Origin of the sequence: Tardiphaga sp. 172_B4_N1_3, from assembly GCF_052076035.1 — a bacterium.
Taxonomy (GTDB): Bacteria; Pseudomonadota; Alphaproteobacteria; order Rhizobiales; family Xanthobacteraceae; genus Tardiphaga; species Tardiphaga robiniae.
Map to the genome: position 1 here is coordinate 2,947,123 of NZ_CP197238.1, position 19,202 is coordinate 2,966,324.

The window sequence follows — 19,202 nt, forward strand, 5'->3', positions numbered from 1 at the left end:
TGACCGAATGATGCACGCACGCAATGCGTGGAATTGCTTATGCCCGATCCTAGCAAGGATTGCGCCAGCCGCCTCATTGTGCAGCGCATAGCTGACAAATGCTGCTTGCGCGGCGTGCAATCTCCGCCAACAATGTGACACTCGCTCAACTGTCGGGCGGCCGCGCGGTGATGCAATCGCGGCAATGCAATGGAGAAGCTCAGTATGTCGATCCGTCAGACGTTCATTGCCGCCGCTGCATCGCTGATCGCCTTTGCCACAGTTTCTGCCTCCGTACTGTCCGCCTCCGCACAAACGCTGCGCTATGCCAATCAGGGCGACCTGAAATCGCTCGATCCCTATACGCTGCGCGAGACCACGACGATCGCCCATCACGGCCAGGTCTATGAAGGCCTTGTCGGGCGCGGCAAGGATCTGCAGATCATCCCGGCGCTTGCCGAGAGCTGGGAAACACCGGAGCCGACGCGCTGGCGCTTCCATCTGCGCAAGGGTGTCAAATTCCACAATGGCGATCCCTTCACGGCCGATGATGTCGTGTTCTCCGCCGACCGCGTGCGCGCCAAGGGCTCCGACTTCACGACGGTCATTCCGGCCGACGCCAAGGTGCTCAAGATCGACGACTACACCGTCGATTTCGTGCTGACCAAGCCCAATCCTATCCTGACGTCGCAATGGGACGTCTGGTACATCATGGACAAGAAATGGGCGGAGGCGAACAATGCCAACGCGCCGACGCCTGCCGCGGCGACGTCGCCAAGCTTCGCGTCGTTGAATGCGAACGGCACGGGCCCTTTCACCATCGAGAGCCATCAGCCGGGCGTGAAGACCGTCTTCAAGGTCAACCCGAACTGGTGGGGCAAGCCCGAGCATAATCTCAAGGAGATCATCTTTACGCCGATCGCCTCCGACGCCACCCGCGTCGCGGCGCTGCTGTCCGGCGAAGTCGACATCATCGAGCCGGTGCCGGTGCAGGACATCGCCCGCGTCAATGGCTCAGCCAACGCCGCCGTGATGGCCGGGCCGGAGCTGCGCACCATCTTCCTCGGCATGGACCAGATCCGCGACGAGCTGCTGTTCTCGAACATCAAGGGCAAGAACCCGTTCAAGGACATTCGCGTCCGCGAGGCCTTCTACAAGGCCATCGACATCGAGCTGATCAAGAGCCGCGTCATGCGCGGACTGTCGACACCATCCGCCTTGATGATCGCGCCGCCGCTGTTCAAGCTCTCCGGCGACTTCACGCGGCCGAAATACGACGCCGACGGCGCCAAGAAGTTGCTGGCCGATGCCGGTTATCCCGACGGATTCGAAGTCGGCATGGATTGCCCGAATGATCGCTATGTCAACGACGCCGCGATCTGCCAGGCCGTGGTCGGCATGCTCGCACGCATCGGGGTGAAGGTGATCCTGAACGCGCAGCCCAAGGCGCTGTATTTCGCCAAAGTGTTCAAGACCGGCGGCTTCAACACCTCATTCTATCTGCTCGGCTGGACACCGGGCACGCAGGATTCGCACAATGTGATGCATGACATCATGGGCTGCCGCGACGATCCCGCGAGCCCGCGCGGCGCCACCAATCTCGGCGGCTATTGCAACAAGCAGTTCGACGCCCTCACGGATCAGGTGCTGCAGGAGACCGACACCGCCAAGCGCGACCAGCTCATCAAACAGGCCTATGAGATCGCCGCCAAGGACTGGGCCTATATCCCGCTGCATCAGCAGGCACTGGCCTGGGGCGTCTCCAAGAAGGTGAAGATCGTGCAGCGCCCGGACAATCAGGTGCTGCCATACTGGGCGGTGAAGCAGGACTAGGTTTGGCATCCGCGTGGAAGGCCAGGTCGCCCCGATCTCAGTCCTCATCCTGAGGAGCGGCGCCTTCGCCGCGTCTCGAAGGATGGTGGCCTGCATTATCTCATGGTTCGAGACGGCGCTGAAGAAGCGCCTCCTCACCATGAGGTCCCAGATGTTTCAATAACAGAAAGCGAAATAGCCCATGCTCGCTTTCATCCTGCGCCGCGCATTGCAGTCCATTGGTGTGATGATCGCCGTCGGCATCATCGCCTTCACCATGTTCCGCTTTGCCGGCGATCCGGTGAACCAGATGGTGGCCATCGACACCACGCCAGCGCAGCGCGCCGAGGTGCGCGCGTCGCTTGGCCTCGACGACCCCGTCCCGGTGCAATTCGCGCGCTACTTCATCAATGCCGTGCAGTTCAAGTTCGGCGTCTCCTACCAGTTTCGTCAGCCGGTCTCGGCGCTACTGAAGGAGCGCATGCCGGCGACGCTGGAGCTCGCCACCTGCGCCACCGTGATCGCCATGGTGTTCGGCATCCTGATGGGCATCTATTCGGCGCTGCGGAAGGATTCGTTCTTCGCCAAGGTGCTGCAGGCGGTGTCGCTGATCGGCATCTCGCTGCCGACCTTCCTGATCGGCATTCTCCTGATCTATCTGTTCGCGGTGACACTCGGCTGGCTGCCCTCCTTCGGGCGCGGCGATGTCGTGAAATTCGGCTGGTGGACCACCGGCCTGCTGACACTCTCCGGCCTGAAGGCGCTGATCATGCCGTCGGTGACGCTCGGCCTGTTCCAGATGACGCTGATCATGCGCCTTGTCCGGGCCGAGATGCTGGAGGTGCTGCGCACCGACTATATCCGCTTCGCGCGGGCCCGCGGGCTGACGACGCGCGCGATCCATTTCGGCCATGCGCTGAAGAATACGCTGGTGCCGGTCATCACCGTGGCCGGGTTGCAATTCGGCTCGGTCATCGCCTTTGCGATCATCACCGAGACGGTGTTCCAGTGGCCGGGCATGGGGCTTCTGTTCGTACAGGCCGTGCAGAATGTCGATATCCCGATCATGGCCGCCTATCTCCTCGTGGTGTCGCTGATCTTCGTCACCATCAACCTGATTGTGGACATCCTCTACACCATCGTCGATCCGCGCCTGCGCGCGACGATCAACCGGCCGGCATGAGGGTGTGACATGACCGACTTGCCCATCCCCCGCACACCATCCCTCCTCGCCCGCGCCATCGACAGCGACATCTTCTATTCGTTCCGCCGCTCCAGGCTCACAATGGTCGCGGCTGCGGTCGTGTTCGTGCTGCTGATGATGGCGCTGTTTGCGCCTGTTCTGGTGGTGCAGAATCCGTTCGATCCGGCGCAGCTCGAACTGATCAACTCCCGCATCGCGCCGCTCTGGACGGCGGAGGGCCAGAGGCCGTTCCTGCTCGGCACCGACGAACAGGGTCGCGATATCTATTCGGCAATCCTCTACGGCATGCGGATCTCGCTGGTGGTCGGCGTGCTCGGCGTCAGTTTTGCGGCGGTGCTCGGCATCGGGCTCGGCCTGATCGCTGGCTATGTCGGCGGCGCCGTGGACAGCCTGATCATGCGCATCGCCGATGTGCAGCTCACCTTTCCAGCCATCCTGATCGCGCTCTTGATCGACGGCGTGGTGAAGTCGGCGCTCGGCAATCATCTCGATGCCTCGACCACGCTGATCGTGCTGGTGGTGGCCATCGGGCTCAGTTTCTGGGTGCAATATGCCCGCACCGTGCGCGGCTCGGTGATGGTGGAGAAGAACAAGGACTATGTCGCCGCAGCGCAGCTGATCGGCCTGCCCGCGCGGGTGATCATGGTCCGCCATGTGCTGCCCAACACGATGGGGCCGATCCTGGTGATCGCCACCATCAATCTCGCGCTCGCCATCATTACCGAGGCGACGCTGTCGTTTCTCGGCTCCGGCATGCCCGACACGATGCCGTCGCTGGGCACGCTGATCCGCATCGGCAACAACTATCTGTTCTCCGGCGAATGGTGGGTCATCGCCTTTCCCGGCCTCGCGCTGGCCTCGCTGATCCTGTCGATCAACCTGCTCGGCGACTGGCTGCGCGATGCGCTGAACCCGAAGCTGCAATGATGCCTCACCTCACACAGTGCCCGACATGAGCGTGCCCGTCCTCTCCGTGCGCAACCTGCGCGTCGAATTCGCCAGTAGGCGCGGCGCGCTGCGCGCGATCGACGGCGTGTCCTTCGATATCGCCAAAGGCGAGGTGCTGGGCGTGGTCGGCGAATCCGGCGCCGGCAAATCGGTGACGGGACTTGCGGCCATCGGCCTGATCGATCCGCCCGGGCGCATCGCCGGCGGCGAGATCCTGCTGTCCGGCCTGCGCATCGACAACCTGCCGGCGGAGGCGATGCGCCGGATTCGCGGCAAGCGCATCGCCATGATCTTTCAGGATCCGCTGACCAGTCTCAATCCGCTGTATCGGATCGGCGACCAGCTGGTGGAGACAATCCGCACCCATCTGAACATGAACGAGACGCAGGCGCGCAAGCGCGCAGTGGATCTGCTCGCCGAGGTAGGCATTCCCGCCCCTGACAAGCGCGTCGATGCCTATCCGCATGAATTCTCCGGCGGTATGCGGCAGCGCGTGGTGATTGCGCTGGCGATCGCGGCCGAACCCGAACTGATCATCGCCGACGAGCCGACCACCGCGCTCGATGTCTCCGTGCAGGCGCAGATCATCGCGCTGATCAAGCGGCTCGGCCGCGACCATGGCACGGCGGTGATGCTGGTCACCCACGACATGGGTGTGATCGCCGAGACCTCCGACCGGGTGGCCGTGATGTATTCCGGACGCATCGCCGAGATCGGACCTGTGCGCGACGTGGTGCAAAACCCGCTGCATCCCTATGCCAAGGGATTGATGGGCGCGATCCCGACACTGACCGGCGATGCCTCGCAGCGGCTGGTGCAGATTCCAGGCTCGATGCCGCGGCTGTCGGCCATTCCGCAGGGCTGTGCGTTTAATCCGCGCTGCAGTTTTGCGTTCGACCGCTGTCGTATCGAGCGGCCGGAGCCGATCGCTGTCGGCGCCCAGCAGGTCGCCTGTCATCTCTATGATCATGCCCATGCGGAGAGCGCGGCATGACGGTGCTGGTGCAGGCCCGCAATCTCAAACGCGCCTTCGATGTCTCGAAGCCCTGGCTCAACCGCGTCATCGAGCGCAGCCCGATGGAGTTTTTGAAAGCGGTCGACGGCGTGTCGTTCGAGATCAGGCGCGGCGAAACCTTTGCGCTGGTCGGCGAATCCGGCTCGGGCAAGAGCACGGTGGCGCGGATGGTGGTCGGGCTGCTGCCGCCAACATCCGGAGACGTCATCATCGACGGCGTCTCGATGAGCGATCCCGGCCAGGCGGGCGCGCGAAGACTGCTGCGCAAGCGGATCCAGATGATCTTCCAGGATCCCTATGCGAGCCTCAATCCGCGGCTGCGGGTCGATGCGATCATCGCCGAGCCGATCCGCGCCTTCGATCTCATTCAGGGCGAGCGCGACATTCGCGCCCGCGTTGGCGAATTGCTGACGCTGGTGGGCCTGCATCCCGACGACGGGCAGAAATATCCGCATCAGTTCTCCGGCGGCCAGCGCCAGCGTATCGCGATTGCCCGCGCACTCGCCTCGGAGGCCGAGTTCATCGTCTGCGACGAGCCGACCTCGGCGCTGGATGTCTCGGTGCAGGCGCAGATTCTCAACCTGATGCGCGAGCTGCAGGACAAATTCGGCCTGACCTATCTGTTCATCAGCCACAACCTTGCTGTGGTCAGGCACATGGCTGACCGGATCGGCGTGATGTATCTCGGCCGCATCGTGGAGATTGCGGAAGGGCGCGAACTCTTCCGCGCGCCGCGCATGCCCTATACGCGCATGCTGCTGGGCGCCGTGCCGGATCTGGCCATGTCAGGCCGCGCACGCATCGCAGTCTCCGGCGAGATTCCCAATCCGATCGATCCGCCCTCCGGCTGCACGTTTCATCCGCGCTGCCCGGAAGTGTTCGATCTCTGTCGCAAGGTGGTGCCGGATCTGGTCGACGGCGTCGCCTGTCATGCGGTCAACAAACTGATCGCGCCGCCAAGCGAGGCTGTCCCCGCCGCGCGGCGATAATTGCGATCAGCGTGCACTCAGATCAGGGTGTCCTGAAACGACAACGCGGCAGGCACCGCAGGGTATCGGCAACAGACCCCCACAGCACCCACCGCGAAATCATTCAGCCGACACTGTCGGCTGCAAGATCGGTCCGGCAAGATCACTGCGCATGAACGTCAGTGCGTCTCCGGACCCGATCCGATCAATCTTCTGCCGGCTCCTCGCCGTCACCGCCATCTTCGTCGCGCTCGATGGGACCGGCGAGAATCTGCTCGGCGATCAGGCCGGAATTCTGCCGGATCGAGGCTTCGATCTTGGCGGTCATGTCCGGATTGGCTTTCAGGAAGGCCTTGGAATTCTCGCGCCCCTGGCCGAGGCGCTGGCTGTCATAGGAGAACCAGGCGCCGGACTTCTCGACGATTCCCGCTTTTACGCCGAGATCGAGGATCTCGCCCATCTTGGAGACGCCTTCGCCATACATGATGTCGAATTCGACCTGCTTGAAGGGCGGTGCCAGCTTGTTCTTCACGACCTTGACGCGGGTCGAGTTACCAACGACCTCGTCGCGCTCCTTGATCGCGCCGATGCGGCGGATGTCGAGACGGACCGAGGCGTAGAATTTCAGCGCATTACCGCCGGTGGTGGTTTCCGGCGAGCCATACATCACACCGATCTTCATGCGGATCTGGTTGATGAAGATCACCATCGTATTGGATTTGTTGATCGAGGCGGTCAGCTTGCGCAGCGCCTGGCTCATCAGACGAGCCTGCAGGCCGGGCAGCGCGTCGCCCATTTCGCCTTCGAGTTCGGCGCGCGGCACCAGCGCAGCCACGGAGTCGATGATCAGGACGTCCACCGCGCCGGAGCGCACCAGCGTGTCGGCGATTTCCAGCGCCTGTTCGCCGTGATCCGGCTGCGAGATCAGGAGCTCATCGACATTGACGCCCAGCTTGCGGGCATAGACCGGGTCGAGCGCGTGTTCGGCGTCGATGAAGGCGCAGATGCCGCCCTTCTTCTGGGCTTCCGCGGCGCAATGCAGCGCCAAAGTCGTCTTGCCCGAGGATTCCGGTCCGTAAATCTCGATCACGCGGCCCTTCGGCAGGCCGCCGACGCCGAGCGCGATATCGAGGCCGAGCGAGCCCGACGAAATCACCTCGATATCCATCGACCGGTCGTTCTTGCCGAGCTTCATCACCGAGCCCTTGCCGAACTGGCGCTCGATCTGGGAGAGCGCGGCCGACAGGGCCTTGGTCTTGTCCATGGAGGATCCTTCAACGATACGCAGGGCAGTCGGAGTGGTAGCCATTGATCTAGCTCCTTATGAAGGGATTCGCGACAGGACAAACGGCAAGCGCCAAAGGATGGCGGCGCTGTTCGGGTTGAAAACAATGTACCCTATCTGTTCTATGTTCGCAATATGTTCTTTTGGGAATTTGGGTACTGGCCTGTTTCCGACCTCAGTGGCCTAGTTTGAAATCAACAGTGGCCTGATTTGATTCTTGGAGTGTTCGATGTCCGATATTGTGCGCGATCTATTCGACCGTTGGGAGAAGGTTTGGCATGAAGCCCAATACGACATAATTCCAAGCTGCGTGGGATCGCACTACATCCGGCATGACGAGAAAGGCGACCGGACCGTTACTCGGGACGCCTATGCAGCCGAATTGAAGACGGTGCACAAAGATCGGCCCGGGACCCGCGTAGTGGTCTACGATCACTCCTTTACGGATGACCGCGCATGGTTTCGATTCGCATTTGTATGGCCTGACCCTGCCACTGGTGAACAACGTAGCCGCGCCGGCATGCAGAGCTACCGGATTGAGGACGGCAAGCTTGCTGAAACCTGGATCACGCTGCTGGCCTTGGGCACCACATGGGCCGATGAGCCCCAAGAGCGTTGGACAGTGCGTAGAGCATAAGAAAAGGCCGCCTCAGTGGGCGGCCTCTTTCATTTTGTACCTTCGTTTCCAGTCCACGGCATATTTTGGCCCGACGCATAGCCGGGAGGCGGCGGAATTTGAGGCGTGGCGTCCTTATAGATCATCTTGAAGATGCTGGCGGCAGTATCGAGCCATAACTTGCGCTGCGGTTCTGGCCAAGCAGTTCCTGATGCGGGGAGTTCTTTTAGAAGCCCCTGAATGAATGGGTGCAGATCAGGCGGATCGCCATCGCCATTACCTTTGCCTCCCTTGTCGCCCTCATCAGAGGGTGGTGGTGGCGGCGGCGGGTCATCAGCTTTGGAGGCAAAAGCAGGCATCACCAAACGCGTTTTGCCATGCTCGAAGTACCCAGCCTGTTCGGCCGACCGTTCAAAAACTTGTCGGGCGCGACCCGTTTGTTTTTCGGCGACACCCAACCCGATCATGTCGCGCTCAAGCGCTGCAGCAGGCGGGAGAACGCCATTCTTATAGTTTTCGAAGATGGCCTTGTAGAGCGGGACATTCTGAAAGGCTCGCGCCCGCGCCTCTCGCTCGCGCTGGGGATCGACCATCATGCGCCCGAGGGGCGAAAGCTTGTGATGTCCGGACGTCGTTTCGATCACTCCAAACATGCGCGCGGCTGAGAGCTGCATGCGAAAGCCGCTGCTCTTGGGGCTCACGTTCATCCACGCGGACAATTGCGAGTCGTCGCAGTCGCTCGTCCCCGCATGCGAATGGATAGCCTGCGCAACCTCAAGAGCGTCACCTAGATTGTTGTACGGAAAACCGATGGTGGAACGCTGGCGCGCGTCGGCGTCGTCCTGCGCCGCATCCACTACACTGGTTACGTTGTCTCCTGACATGTGGCTTCTCCCTATCCGGTCGCGAGAACTCCGCTGAAACACACCATAAGGGTTCCTATCCACAACGTCAACTCTTTATCCAAAATTGGCAGACGGACCTTGACGCTATCCAATTTGTCTGCCAGAAATGGATTAACGCTGAGGTGACGTCATGACAACAGTTTGAGCCCCCGCCGCGCTGGCCGAGCGTCGGAGGGCACGGAAAAAGGAAAGGCCGCCCTCCCGGGGTTCAATCAGGGAAAGGCGGCCTTGCAATCGGCTTCAAGTTCTCAGGGATCGTCTAATGGTAGGACACCCGCCCCTACAAGTGTGGAGATGTCGGTCCGAGTCCGGCTCCCTGAACCATCAATCGAGTGGGACCGACCGCGTTGGCGCGCTGCCGATCCCGAGTTACCAACCCCGGGATTGCGCCCCGAAGCGATAACCAACCTGAATATACGCTTTGGCGAGCGTATTTTCTAGAGTCGCTGACGGGCAATCCCTTCACATAATGAAGGATTGCGCCCTCATGAACGTTCTCTCCCGCGAAAAGCAGATTGAAGTCATTGCCGCCCTTTGCGAAGGCGTCGGCATCCGTACCGCCTCCCGTCTGACCGGCGTCAATCGTGGCACCGTTGGCAACTTGGCGCTGCGCGTCGGCCTTGGCTGCATGGAACTGCACGACCGCCTGATGGTCGGCATCCGCACCGAGCGCCTGGAATTGGACGAAGCATGGTCCTTCGTTGGCAAGAAACAGAAGAACGTCAAAAAGAACGAAATCCACGCCAAGGGCGACCAGTACGTTTTCATCGGCATGGCCGGCAACCAGAAGGCCATCGTTAGCTGGGGCGTCGGCAAGCGTAACACTGACAGCACCATGGACTTCCTGCACGATCTGCGCGGCCGTGTGATTGGCCAGCCCGAGATCAGCACCGATGGCTTTCACCCCTATCGTGCGGCGATCCGCGATGCGTTCGGCGATGGCGCATCGCATGGCGTGATCGTAAAGACCTATAGCGTAACGCATCTAGCCAAGGACGCCGTCACCCGGTACTCGCCCGCTGCCGTAGTAGCTGTAAGCCGTGAGGTAATGTCGGGCGACCCCGAGCAGTACGTGTCGACCAGCTACGTTGAGCGTCAGAACCTCTCGCTCCGCATGGGGTCGCGCCGCTTCACCCGCCTGACCAATGGCTTCTCAAAGAAGCTGGACAACCACATTGCGGCGGTCGCGCTGTATGTCGCGCACTACAACCTCTGCCGCACTCATGAGGCGCTGCGCACGACGCCAGCGAAGGCCATAGGCGTTGCGGATCGGGCTTGGAGCATTGCGCAGTTGGTGGATGCTGCCTTGAACGTGGCGCCTGCACTGCCGACCGAGACGCCGCCGGATCGGCGCCGGAAGCTTACGGTAATTCGGGGCGGCTTGGACTGATCGTAACAACTTTGGCCGCTGGCTATGGTCGAGCATCCCAGCCATTCCGCGCCGGGGTGCAGAGCCAATTGTGGGTTGGTTGCATCTTATAGGTATGTGCCTGATAGATTGAACCTCCGATTCGAGTAATTGGGGCGGAAATGTGTTGCGCATAAGCACCACGTTGTTCTCAAATGATTGACCACGAACCAATCGGTGGCTAATTGGTTGCCGGAATTTAAGTTATATATAGAAATTCGCTGGAATATTGATGTCAGGTGCTTCGCCAACAGCTAAGGATCTCGAAATCGTCTGGACGGGTTCCAGTGCTGACATTCGCATGACAGGTAAGGAAGCTACAGATTTCCGACAAGCCATTGAAGGGGATGATGATTTACCGTCAAAGCGCCGCGCCCAATTGAGCCGATATTTCACGGAATTTTGTGAAAGTACCGAACCCGGGCGCCGTGTGAACGACCAACAATTTAAGAATGAAGGAAAATTTAAAGATGGGAAGGGTGGTAAGGCAACGATTTGGACGTTTAAAGCTTTCCAGTGGAGACTATATGGGGCGATCCTGACGGTTGCCGGAAGGAGATGTTTCGTAGGCGTGAAAATAGACCCAGTGAAAAAGCAGAACCGGGCCGACCAAGAGATGCTAAAGGCCTCCGCGAAAATAATCGGAGCCCTAGCTGAATATGGTTCGAAATAAGCGATGGAGTTGACAATGAGCAAAGTTTTCAATGCGAACGTGGTCGAGGCGGAAGAAAATCTTCTGATTGATTACCAGTTTCTGATTCAGGAATTGATGACCGCGAAGGGAGTGACCCGCGCTCAGCTCGCCGAGAAAACTGGACTGTCGGTCGCCCGCCTTTCGCAAATCATGAGCCCTTACGCCAACCCGACCGCCAAAACTTTGGCTAGAGTCGTGCATGCGCTGGGCGAAAAAATCGAAGTGTCCGTTGCGCGCCCGCGGGCAGTCATTGGCGCCCGGCACGAGAGAAATACGCAGTGGCAGTGCTTTGAAGAACTGGGGCAGCCGGACGAGCGCCACGATACCAAAATGGTGGCAGTAGTTAAGCGCTCCCTGAATGATAATTTTCACAGGAACGTCTGGGTCATCAAGGACGAGTCTAGCGTGAAAGCTGCCTAAATATGCCTGAGAATCACCAAGGCGCTAATGCAAGCCCCCCTGAGCAAGCCGCTCAGGGGACTGCTGCGGCTGGCCTTAATCATCAAGAAATCTTCGAGGCAAGGCGCGACGAATATAATAAGCTTGTCGCAAGTGCTCACCTGATCGCCCTCATTCTTGAGAAAGTTGACTTCAAAATTCTTCCGGAGGCGCTGAGCGCAGACAAAACCACCCTGAAGCGGCACTTGGCACCGAAGACAAAGATCATGTCGACAGGCTTGGACGATGGCACTTGTATGGCAAGCGTCACATGGGACGTTGGGTTCAAGCTGAAGAATAAAACTGTCGTAAAATGTAGTGCGTCCTACATTATCAGCTATGACGGGGTGAAGGATTGCACTGCCGACGGCGTAACGATTTTTCTGGAGAATGTGGGACGCGTTGCTACTTATGCATACTTTCGCGCCTTGTATGCGCAGCTCGACTGGTCCGCGAATTTGGGTTCTGAACCATTGCCGGTCATTCAATTTCTCCCGAGCTTCAGAAAAGGCTCAGAGGTCGGTAAGTCACCACCGCCAAAAGGTAACGCCGTTGAGATGACCCCGCCCTAACCGGCGGGTTTTTCTTTGATTGTTTCTACTCGAATAGAAATCGAATACGGGGTGATTATTAAAGTGATAAGCGCCCCGTATTGAGTGGCGTACTTTAAGTCTGCGAGTGGCGATGACGAATCCCCGAATAGCCATAGCGTGTTTAATTCTCGTGGTTCTGATGGCAGCCTTCTTCGTGGCCGATATGCACACCTCATGCAAACAAGAGCATGGGCCGGACTACAAGTGCTATCCGGGCGGTCGACGGCTGGTGCGGTAGTCGCTGCCAAGTGGCCTGATTTCAATTTTAGAGTGGCCTAATTCGGCCAGTACCGGAATTTGGGGTAGTGTCTCAGTTTGAATACTGAACTTTTTGCTTAGGCCTTGAATCAACAAAGGCCCCGGCGATTAGCCGGAGCCCCTGATGACTAGTCCTTTCGGACCATGCCTTTCGGCCAAATCGCCCTAACAAGAGCAGCAATGGCAGCTATTAGCACCGCTATATCGCGGATCACCGAAGGATCGAGCGCATTCATGCGCGCCTCCATCGGAGTGGAATTCTATTATGAAGCGGCTGGCGAATTCCGCTGCGAGGAGCCTCCCAAAACTCTCCGACCTATCGCCTTCGATGGACGCTGCAGCAACCATCAGGAGCAGATGAGTTTACGGTAGTTGGCCTGATCCAACATCCCTTCACCTCACCAGAACTGCAAAGTTCCATATAATTACGGCGGGACTAAGCCCTCTTCGCCTTGCGTTCATCACGGGCGTCGATCAGCGCAACTATGTCTTCCATGTTCCACAGCTTGTCGGTGACGCCAGCGGCCATGGCCGGGGAAACTTTCAGCGTCTTATGGATGCGAGCGAAGTTGTAGAACATGAAGTAAAGCGCCAGCGCGTGGCAGTGGTTTTCCAGCTTCTTTGAGAACGCATTGGTCAGGCGGGTGAAGCGGCGCATTCCCATACGCATGTTGAGGTTCTGGCGTTCCACGTAGCTGGTGGAAACGTGCTTCACGTCCGGGTTGCCATCGACGGCAATCTTCTTGGTGCCAACGCATTCAGCCGGACTATAGCGGCGCTCGCTGCCCTTACCTTCCGGCGCACCGAAAATCTTGATGAGCTGGGCGAAGTCCGCGCCGTCGTCACCGAATGCTTCCTGCACTGCGTCCAGATACAGCCGCAGGCCGTCCGTGGTGATCTGCATGCGGGTCTTAACCCGGCTCTGCAGGTCTTCCATGATGTTGCGGGCGCTCTCTGCGTCGCGTCCGCCAACCGCCCATGTGCAGATCAGCTTGGTGTCAGCATCCAGCGCGGTCCAAGTCACTACCGAATTTGGGTACTGGCCTGTTTCCGGCCTCAGTGGCCTAGTTTGAAAACGGCAGTGGCCTACTTTGATTGCGGCGCAAGTTCAGGGTGCGCTCGATAAAACTCTTGCCGCACTTTAGAGGGCGGATTGATCCACAAGCCGAACACAATAACCAAGACGCTAAACACCAAACTAGCGAGGATGGTCTTCCATCCGAACATCCACGGGTATTTCAGACGCAGCCAATCGTAGAAACGGTCTTGAGGTAGTCGCACGATCGGCATCCTCTCTTCGCGAAGGTCGCCTCAGTGGGCGGCCTCTTTCGTTTTGACATCTCGCAGTGGAAAGCCAACCTGAATGCACGCATCGGGGTGCATTATGGCTTCCTCATACTGATGCTCTGAGCAACAATAAGCTACCTCGCGCTCCACCCGCACCAAAATGAGCGGATGGTATTGCCCGTCCGCGCCCAAAACAGAAACTTTTTGACCCGATTGCCGCGGCGACAGGGCGGGCACGACCCGGCGTCAAGCCGGATTATTTTCAAACCGAGACACTGCCGAGAATTGGTACTGGCCTGTTTCCGACTTCAGTGCCCTAGTTCAAAAACGACAGCCACCCGATTTGGACTAATCGAGCCACTTTTGAACCTTCCTGCACGTTTCCCGCACAACAGGATGTCCGCATCGCTCATGCGTTCAATCCGACATGGGAAGGTCACACGCCGTGAAGACGATCGCACTGCTCTCCGCCGCTGCCCTGTTGCTCGTCGAACTCAGCGGCGCGATGCCCAGGTCGAGCGTGGGCGGCCCGCTGACCATCATGCTGATCATGTTTCTCGCCATGCTGGCGGTGGGAATTCACGACGCCTGGACAAAGAAGCGCGGCACGCTTGGATGGATCGCGAGCATTGTCGCTTCGGTCATCGGCGGCTTCGTGGCGGCGAGCCTGGTCGGTATGGTCATGGACATGATCCGCCCGCACCTGCACCTCAACGGGTCGCTCGCGTCCTCACAACATCCTCTGCTCTATATCTCGCTCGCAGGCATGGCGATCCTCACGGTGCTCGGATCATGGATCACGCTGCAGATCCCAGGCTGGTTCTTGAAGCGCAGCGAAGCACCCCGTAGCGGTGCATGAGGCGGATCACCCTTCATTGAACCTTCTTGCAGCTTTCCTGCACAACAGGGGTGAAGTCAGCGAGAGATATCCGATGAACAGAAATCAGCGCATGGTCGTGGCAACAGCACTCTGCGTGATCGCAACCGTGCTGGCATTTACATTTCTCGTGTGGTCACACGGGCACATATCCAACGCCGCAAAATTTGTCGTCTTCTATACGAACACCGACCCCAGTTACCCCGGCCTCGTCAACTATTGGGGCATCTACATTCGGCACGGTCTTGCCGGATACCTGCTCGGTCTGATTGCGCCCATCTGCCTTCTGGCGGTCGCAGCATTCGTTGCCCTGGGCAGGCCTTCATCGGGCGACCTGGGAACGTTGCCAAGGTAAGGCCGCCTCGGGGCGCGGCCTCTTTTGGTCAGTGCGGCGGTTTGAACGGTCCGGCCGCCGGGGTCACCCAAGACAGGCAAGTCGGGTCACACAAACTGCGAGCCCGGCACACTCTGGACAGTTCCCTGCGACCACTTTAGAACGCTTCTAGCCAGGGAGCGTGGATGCCCAAGCCAAAGAAAACCGCCGCCGAACTTCAGAAGATCATTCGAGAAGCCGCCGCAATCGCCGGGCCATGGCCCAAGAACATGAGCGTGATCATCTATTCGCTGGATGACAGCTGGCGCGTCATCGTCAGCTACTCGGATCCGGCCCAGACCCCTTTTCGCGACCGGTTGATGGAGATCTGCCGGGGCCTCGCCCATTTCTACGATCTGGACGAGCCAGCCTAGAGTCGCCCGGCGTCCGCGCACCGGGCCCATGTGACCTGTGCCTTATCCCGCGAGATGCGTTTCGCGCGTGGCGATCAGGTCGCGGATCGGTTGCGCGATCGGCACCGGGCGATGGGTCTTCTGATCGGTATTGACCCAGACGATCTCGCCGGTGGCAAACAGATCGTCGGCTGCGCGCGCGAAGATGCCGAGTTCGAACACCAGACTGGAATTGCCGATTCGCGCCACGCGCGCGGCAACATCGAGCTCCTGATCGAACAGGATCGGCGCCTTGTATTCGATCACCGATTTGACGACGTGAAAGTCGACGCCGCTCGCCTTGGCATCGGCAAACTGGTCATAGCCGAGCGCACGAAAATATTCGGTGATGGTCGTGTCGAAGTAAGTGAGATAGTGCGCGTTGAACACGACGCCCTGGCCGTCGACCTCGGAATAGCGCACCCGAAACGGGTGAAAGAACCAGAACCGATCGCGTGACACATGCCCCTCGCCTATGACGGCGGCTTCGTTCTCCGCCCCGACGCTCCCTAGCCCGTCTCGAACGACAAGGCCAGCCGCCGCAGCGAGACGTCGTGCCGCAACTCAGGTCCGCCTCATTGCTTTCAGCACAATGAAAATGTGCGACGCTGCGATGATCACCGACGCCAGCATGAGTCCGAGATTGGCGCCATGAACCTTCTCCGGTGCGAAGGTTGTCGCCGTCCAGATGATCAGGCGCACCGTCAGCATAAAAACGACCATGCCCCACAGTGCAATCCGCTTCGGCGCATCCCATGTCGGCTTGCCGTCGAAGCCCCACTGCATGGCAACGCGCTCACCTGCGATCCGCGGCTCGCCATAGAGGTTGCACCCGATCATCACGACCAGAGCACATGCAAAGACGATATCGGCCGACGACATGATGGCCCCATATCTGAAACCGCGGCCGGATGGCGCCTGCATCTCACCTAATCATACCGCAACGATCTATGGCGCCCGATACCACGGCCGCGTTCAATGGCAACCCAGAGATGCACCACGGTTCCGAAAGCAGATCCCTGCACGAGAACTGCCTGCCAAAAAAAACCGTTTATTTGCCGCAAATTTTGCACATTTCTATCGACGCACGGAACAAGTTAGTTTAGCGGTATCATTGTCTTACAGCAACCTCAGGTGCTGCAAGCCATTTACACGCGCGCCAGCTGTGGTCGTTTCCCGTGCCTCGATATTTCTTTCATATTATCGCCGAAAACACGTTCCTCGACGAAGAAGGGACGAGCTTCAAGGACGATCAGGAAGCGATGCTGCACGCACGTCAGCTCGCATCGGAGATGGTGCGCAGCCTCGGCGTCGTGAGGGGCGCGATCGTCGTCGAGAATGAAGACAGCGGCGGATTGTTCGAAGTGCCGCTGTCCTGGAGCAACTGACACAGGCGCATATGTCAGTGGCCGCGCGCAGGCTTCAGTCAATTTGCGCGCCCGGCGGCACGAGCCGCCGATGCCACGTCATCGCCTGATCAATTCGCAGCGCTGCCGGTCTTGGTGCGTGGCTGTTTAGCGGGTGCAGCCGCCTTCGGCGCATCGCTGCGCACATTGCCCCATGGATCGGCCGCGGCCTTGGTGTCGGGAATCTTGCGCAGCGACTCGCGATACGCCTTCTCGGTGATCGCGTCCTGCTCCTTCTCCTCCGCCGACTTGGACTTCACCTCCGGCATCAGGTTCATCATCTGCGCGGCGGCCGGTCCGGTCAGAAGCGCGAGCGCTGCGACGACGCTGAATAGTTTGCTGGATCGTTTCATGGCACCAAAGCTCCGTGAATTTCGGAGGGGTTATACCACTGGCCATTCGGGCACGCCAAGCACCTGGCGCAGGGCACCCCGTCGTGCCTCACGCAGGTTGAAACCTTCGGAAACCGAGAAACCCGGGCGCTGGCTCGGGATTGGAGCCTAGTCGCCTAGCACTTTCTCCGCGGCCGTCACGATGCTGATGGTCGGGTGCGCCGCGCAATAGGTGCCGAACTTCTTGGCGTTCTCGACGAACACCTCGGTGTCGATGATCGCATCGTCCGAGTCGCCCTTGTACCAGCCGTCCATCCAGGTCAGCACCATCTTGATCTCGTCGGGACCGGATTCGACGAATTGCTTGCAGGACATGGTGGACAGATCGAGCACGACAGCCTGGGCCGGCGCGGCAGACATGGCAGCGGCAGTCAGAAACGCGCAGGCGAATTTCATCATGATCCCCTTCCCCCAAAAAATGACGCCGGCCGATGGCTGGCCCGAGCGTTCTCAGCCCGACGGTATCATGGAGCCCACTTCCTTGATTTGATATTTTTATGAAATATTCTGATCCTCCAGAACTTCACGAAGGATGAACAGGCGGGTCCGGATTTCTGCGATCGGCTTTATCGGCCGGCAAGATCGCGGTGCTAGACGTGGCGCATGCAGACGATGCGGACGACAACCATGATCGAGAAACGAACGGCTCCACGACACCGGGTTCTGAAGCGCGGCACGCTGGCCTTTGGCGGCGGCGGTATCGATTGCACCGTCCGCAACCTCTCGGCCTCTGGCGCGCGTGTCGATATCGCGAGCCCGCTCGGCTTGCCCTCGAATTTCATGCTGGTGATCGAGGCGGATCACTTCATCCGCCGCTGCCGTCCGGTCTGGAATAACGACCACCAGCTTGGCGTGGCGTTCGAGTAGGCGCCCGTCAGTAGCGCCCGCGGCCGCCATAGTTGCCGCCGCCGTAACCGCCATAGCCTCCACCGCCGTAATAGACGCGCGGTACCGGCTCGTAATAGACCGGCGGCGCACGGCGGATGATGACCTCTTCCTCGACGATCTCACGGCTGCGCCGCGGCGGTGGCGATGGCTTGTCGGCGCGCTTCTTCGTGGGCTCGGTGGTTTTCTCCGCTTTCTTCGATGCAGGCGCTGCTGCGGGCGGCGTGCCGCACGGGCATGTCGGGCCCGGTCCGGCCAATGCGACATTGGTCGGCGCGTTCGCTGCCGCATCCGGCACCGGCCTGTTGCGCGTGCGCTCCTCAAGCTTCTGCGCGGTCGATGTCAGATCGCTGTCGGGATATTTCGCCAGGAAGTCGCGATAGGACGGCGCGGTGTTGGTGATGACGGCGTTGTTCCACGCCACCATCTTGTAGTGACGGTTGAGCCATTCTTTCGCCTGCGGGCCGAGCGGCGGCTCGGCATAGAGGCCGACAAAGGCCTCATAGGCTTCCACCGACCCATCCGAGACGATCAGATTGTTGGCGTCCTGCACCGGCTTGCCCTGCAGCTCCTTGCGCCATTGATCGACGGTCTTCTTGGTCACGGCGGGCTTGGCGCCGGCATCAGTGCCAAAGAAGCGAAAGTCATTGACCAGCGATGAGCTCTCCCACGGCGTCTGACGACCTTCGGTGGCCTGATTGACCGACAGTCGCACGCGCTTGAACGCATCCTCGATCGGCAGGCCCGGCTCGCGCCCCGCCTTCAGCAGCGCCGTCGTATAGGGGCTGTTGCCGTCCTTGCCGTCTTCGGCTTCGGCGCCGGGCGACGTCGAGAAGGACAGCAACGTGCCGGGCGTGCCGAATTTCACGTCGACCTGGGCGAGCCCGCGGCCGGTGGTCTTGCTGATAGCCGGAAACGGATTGTTGCGGCAGGCATCGAGCAGGATGATGCGGCTCTTGCTCGGCACGGATGTCAGCGTGTTCAGGATGTCATTGAGGCGCACCGCCTGCAGTGGAATATCGGCTTCGCGCTTCGGATCGATATCGACCGGCACCAGATAGTTCTCGCCGTCGATCTGCAAACCGTGGCCGGCATAGAACACCAGCGCCACCGTGTCAGGCCCCTTGGCGGACACATTGGCGGCGAAGCCGGCGATCCTGGCGCGCAGATCGGTCTGCGACAGGTCCGTGGCCGACTGCACCTCGAAGCCGGCATCGCCGAGCATCTGCGCCATGGCCTTGGCGTCATTGACCGGATTGGGGAGCGGCGCGATGGACCGATAGGAGGACTGCCCGATCACCAGCGCCAGACGACTCTCCGCCCATGCGGCTTGCGAGCCGAGCATTACCGTGGCTGCAACGATCGCGCTGCGAATGACAGGACGAACCATCGAACAGTCTCCCCGGCCTGGGCCAGCTCGCGCGACGGATAATTCCCCGCCTGATTCAACTGAAATCAGGATGGCCG

General features: G+C 60.0%; 22 protein-coding genes and 1 pseudogene. 15 read left to right on the forward strand and 8 right to left on the reverse strand.

The window, feature by feature from the left end:
• Positions 1 to 204: 204 nt before the first annotated feature.
• The 5 genes from AB7783_RS13950 (at position 205) to AB7783_RS13970 (ending at position 5,947) form a co-directional block, all read left to right on the forward strand.
• Positions 205 to 1,812 (forward strand): ABC transporter substrate-binding protein, encoded by a 1,608-nt coding sequence (locus AB7783_RS13950; protein WP_441277959.1) that lies wholly within the window; start codon positions 205 to 207, stop codon positions 1,810 to 1,812.
• 181 nt (positions 1,813 to 1,993) lie between these two features.
• A complete protein-coding gene (locus tag AB7783_RS13955; RefSeq protein WP_439083102.1) occupies positions 1,994 to 2,974 on the forward strand; it encodes an ABC transporter permease in 981 nt (326 codons plus the stop codon).
• Between the two features lie 9 nt (positions 2,975 to 2,983).
• Entirely contained in the window at positions 2,984 to 3,922 is a 939-nt protein-coding gene (locus AB7783_RS13960) for an ABC transporter permease (RefSeq protein ID WP_441277960.1), read from the forward strand.
• A 25-nt stretch (positions 3,923 to 3,947) separates the two neighbouring features.
• Complete coding sequence (locus tag AB7783_RS13965) at positions 3,948 to 4,937, forward strand: ABC transporter ATP-binding protein (RefSeq protein WP_439089138.1); 990 nt, start codon at positions 3,948 to 3,950, stop codon at positions 4,935 to 4,937.
• Positions 4,934 to 5,947: an ABC transporter ATP-binding protein gene (locus AB7783_RS13970; RefSeq protein ID WP_441277961.1), complete on the forward strand. Its 1,014-nt coding sequence runs from the start codon at positions 4,934 to 4,936 to the stop codon at positions 5,945 to 5,947. The genes AB7783_RS13965 and AB7783_RS13970 overlap by 4 nt, the downstream gene beginning before the upstream one ends.
• Before the next feature lie 184 nt (positions 5,948 to 6,131).
• On the opposite strand, the gene recA is transcribed toward AB7783_RS13970, so the two are convergent.
• Positions 6,132 to 7,235 carry a recombinase RecA gene (gene recA, locus AB7783_RS13975; protein WP_089265133.1) on the reverse strand — a complete coding sequence of 368 codons (1,104 nt, stop codon included), beginning with the start codon at positions 7,233 to 7,235 and terminating at the stop codon, positions 6,132 to 6,134.
• 205 nt (positions 7,236 to 7,440) lie between these two features.
• Here recA and AB7783_RS13980 point away from each other — a divergent pair, with 205 nt between their 5' ends.
• Positions 7,441 to 7,848 (forward strand): nuclear transport factor 2 family protein, encoded by a 408-nt coding sequence (locus tag AB7783_RS13980; RefSeq protein ID WP_441277962.1) that lies wholly within the window; start codon positions 7,441 to 7,443, stop codon positions 7,846 to 7,848.
• Between the two features lie 29 nt (positions 7,849 to 7,877).
• Here the strand turns inward: AB7783_RS13980 and AB7783_RS13985 are convergent, their stop codons facing one another.
• Positions 7,878 to 8,711, reverse strand: coding sequence for a hypothetical protein (locus tag AB7783_RS13985; protein ID WP_441277963.1), 834 nt, complete (start codon positions 8,709 to 8,711; stop codon positions 7,878 to 7,880).
• Positions 8,712 to 9,219: 508 nt separating this feature from the next.
• On the opposite strand from AB7783_RS13985, the gene AB7783_RS13990 reads away from it, so the two are divergent.
• The 4 genes from AB7783_RS13990 to AB7783_RS14005 all read left to right on the forward strand — a co-directional run bounded on the left by AB7783_RS13990 (position 9,220) and on the right by AB7783_RS14005 (position 11,844).
• A complete protein-coding gene (locus AB7783_RS13990) occupies positions 9,220 to 10,122 on the forward strand; it encodes an IS1 family transposase (protein WP_441277964.1) in 903 nt (300 codons plus the stop codon).
• Positions 10,123 to 10,372: 250 nt separating this feature from the next.
• Positions 10,373 to 10,813, forward strand: coding sequence for a hypothetical protein (locus AB7783_RS13995; RefSeq protein ID WP_441277965.1), 441 nt, complete (start codon positions 10,373 to 10,375; stop codon positions 10,811 to 10,813).
• A gap of 15 nt (positions 10,814 to 10,828) precedes the next feature.
• Positions 10,829 to 11,254, forward strand: coding sequence for a helix-turn-helix domain-containing protein (locus tag AB7783_RS14000; protein ID WP_441277966.1), 426 nt, complete (start codon positions 10,829 to 10,831; stop codon positions 11,252 to 11,254).
• Positions 11,255 to 11,256: 2 nt separating this feature from the next.
• On the forward strand, positions 11,257 to 11,844 hold the full coding sequence (locus AB7783_RS14005) for a hypothetical protein (RefSeq protein ID WP_441277967.1): 588 nt from the start codon (positions 11,257 to 11,259) through the stop codon (positions 11,842 to 11,844).
• Positions 11,845 to 12,559: 715 nt separating this feature from the next.
• Here the strand turns inward: AB7783_RS14005 and AB7783_RS14010 are convergent.
• A pseudogene (locus AB7783_RS14010) lies at positions 12,560 to 13,144 on the reverse strand (IS1 family transposase); the annotation flags it as partial.
• A gap of 711 nt (positions 13,145 to 13,855) precedes the next feature.
• On the opposite strand from AB7783_RS14010, the gene AB7783_RS14015 reads away from it, so the two are divergent.
• The 3 genes from AB7783_RS14015 to AB7783_RS14025 all read left to right on the forward strand — a co-directional run bounded on the left by AB7783_RS14015 (position 13,856) and on the right by AB7783_RS14025 (position 15,034).
• Positions 13,856 to 14,269, forward strand: a complete 414-nt coding sequence (locus AB7783_RS14015) for a hypothetical protein (RefSeq protein ID WP_441277968.1) — start codon at positions 13,856 to 13,858, stop codon at positions 14,267 to 14,269.
• 73 nt (positions 14,270 to 14,342) lie between these two features.
• Positions 14,343 to 14,642 (forward strand): hypothetical protein, encoded by a 300-nt coding sequence (locus AB7783_RS14020; RefSeq protein WP_441277969.1) that lies wholly within the window; start codon positions 14,343 to 14,345, stop codon positions 14,640 to 14,642.
• 164 nt (positions 14,643 to 14,806) lie between these two features.
• Positions 14,807 to 15,034, forward strand: a complete 228-nt coding sequence (locus AB7783_RS14025) for a hypothetical protein (protein ID WP_068735728.1) — start codon at positions 14,807 to 14,809, stop codon at positions 15,032 to 15,034.
• 42 nt (positions 15,035 to 15,076) lie between these two features.
• On the opposite strand, the gene AB7783_RS14030 is transcribed toward AB7783_RS14025, so the two are convergent.
• Together AB7783_RS14030 and AB7783_RS14035 are read right to left on the reverse strand one after the other, a co-directional pair.
• Complete coding sequence (locus AB7783_RS14030) at positions 15,077 to 15,514, reverse strand: acyl-CoA thioesterase (protein ID WP_441277970.1); 438 nt, start codon at positions 15,512 to 15,514, stop codon at positions 15,077 to 15,079.
• A gap of 102 nt (positions 15,515 to 15,616) precedes the next feature.
• Entirely contained in the window at positions 15,617 to 15,934 is a 318-nt protein-coding gene (locus AB7783_RS14035) for a hypothetical protein (protein ID WP_441277971.1), read from the reverse strand.
• A gap of 296 nt (positions 15,935 to 16,230) precedes the next feature.
• Between AB7783_RS14035 and AB7783_RS14040 the strand changes: the two genes are divergently transcribed.
• Positions 16,231 to 16,440: a DUF6894 family protein gene (locus tag AB7783_RS14040; RefSeq protein ID WP_089265143.1), complete on the forward strand. Its 210-nt coding sequence runs from the start codon at positions 16,231 to 16,233 to the stop codon at positions 16,438 to 16,440.
• 89 nt (positions 16,441 to 16,529) lie between these two features.
• On the opposite strand, the gene AB7783_RS14045 is transcribed toward AB7783_RS14040, so the two are convergent.
• Positions 16,530 to 16,811 (reverse strand): hypothetical protein, encoded by a 282-nt coding sequence (locus tag AB7783_RS14045; protein WP_089265144.1) that lies wholly within the window; start codon positions 16,809 to 16,811, stop codon positions 16,530 to 16,532.
• 147 nt (positions 16,812 to 16,958) lie between these two features.
• Complete coding sequence (locus AB7783_RS14050; RefSeq protein ID WP_320447846.1) at positions 16,959 to 17,246, reverse strand: HdeA/HdeB family chaperone; 288 nt, start codon at positions 17,244 to 17,246, stop codon at positions 16,959 to 16,961.
• A gap of 231 nt (positions 17,247 to 17,477) precedes the next feature.
• Between AB7783_RS14050 and AB7783_RS14055 the strand changes: the two genes are divergently transcribed.
• The gene (locus AB7783_RS14055) at positions 17,478 to 17,717 is read left to right on the forward strand and encodes a PilZ domain-containing protein (RefSeq protein WP_441277972.1); all 240 of its coding nucleotides are present in this window, start codon (positions 17,478 to 17,480) and stop codon (positions 17,715 to 17,717) included.
• Between the two features lie 7 nt (positions 17,718 to 17,724).
• Here AB7783_RS14055 and AB7783_RS14060 read toward each other — a convergent pair whose 3' ends face one another.
• A complete protein-coding gene (locus AB7783_RS14060) occupies positions 17,725 to 19,125 on the reverse strand; it encodes a caspase family protein (protein ID WP_441277973.1) in 1,401 nt (466 codons plus the stop codon).
• Between the last annotated feature and the right edge of the window lie 77 nt (positions 19,126 to 19,202).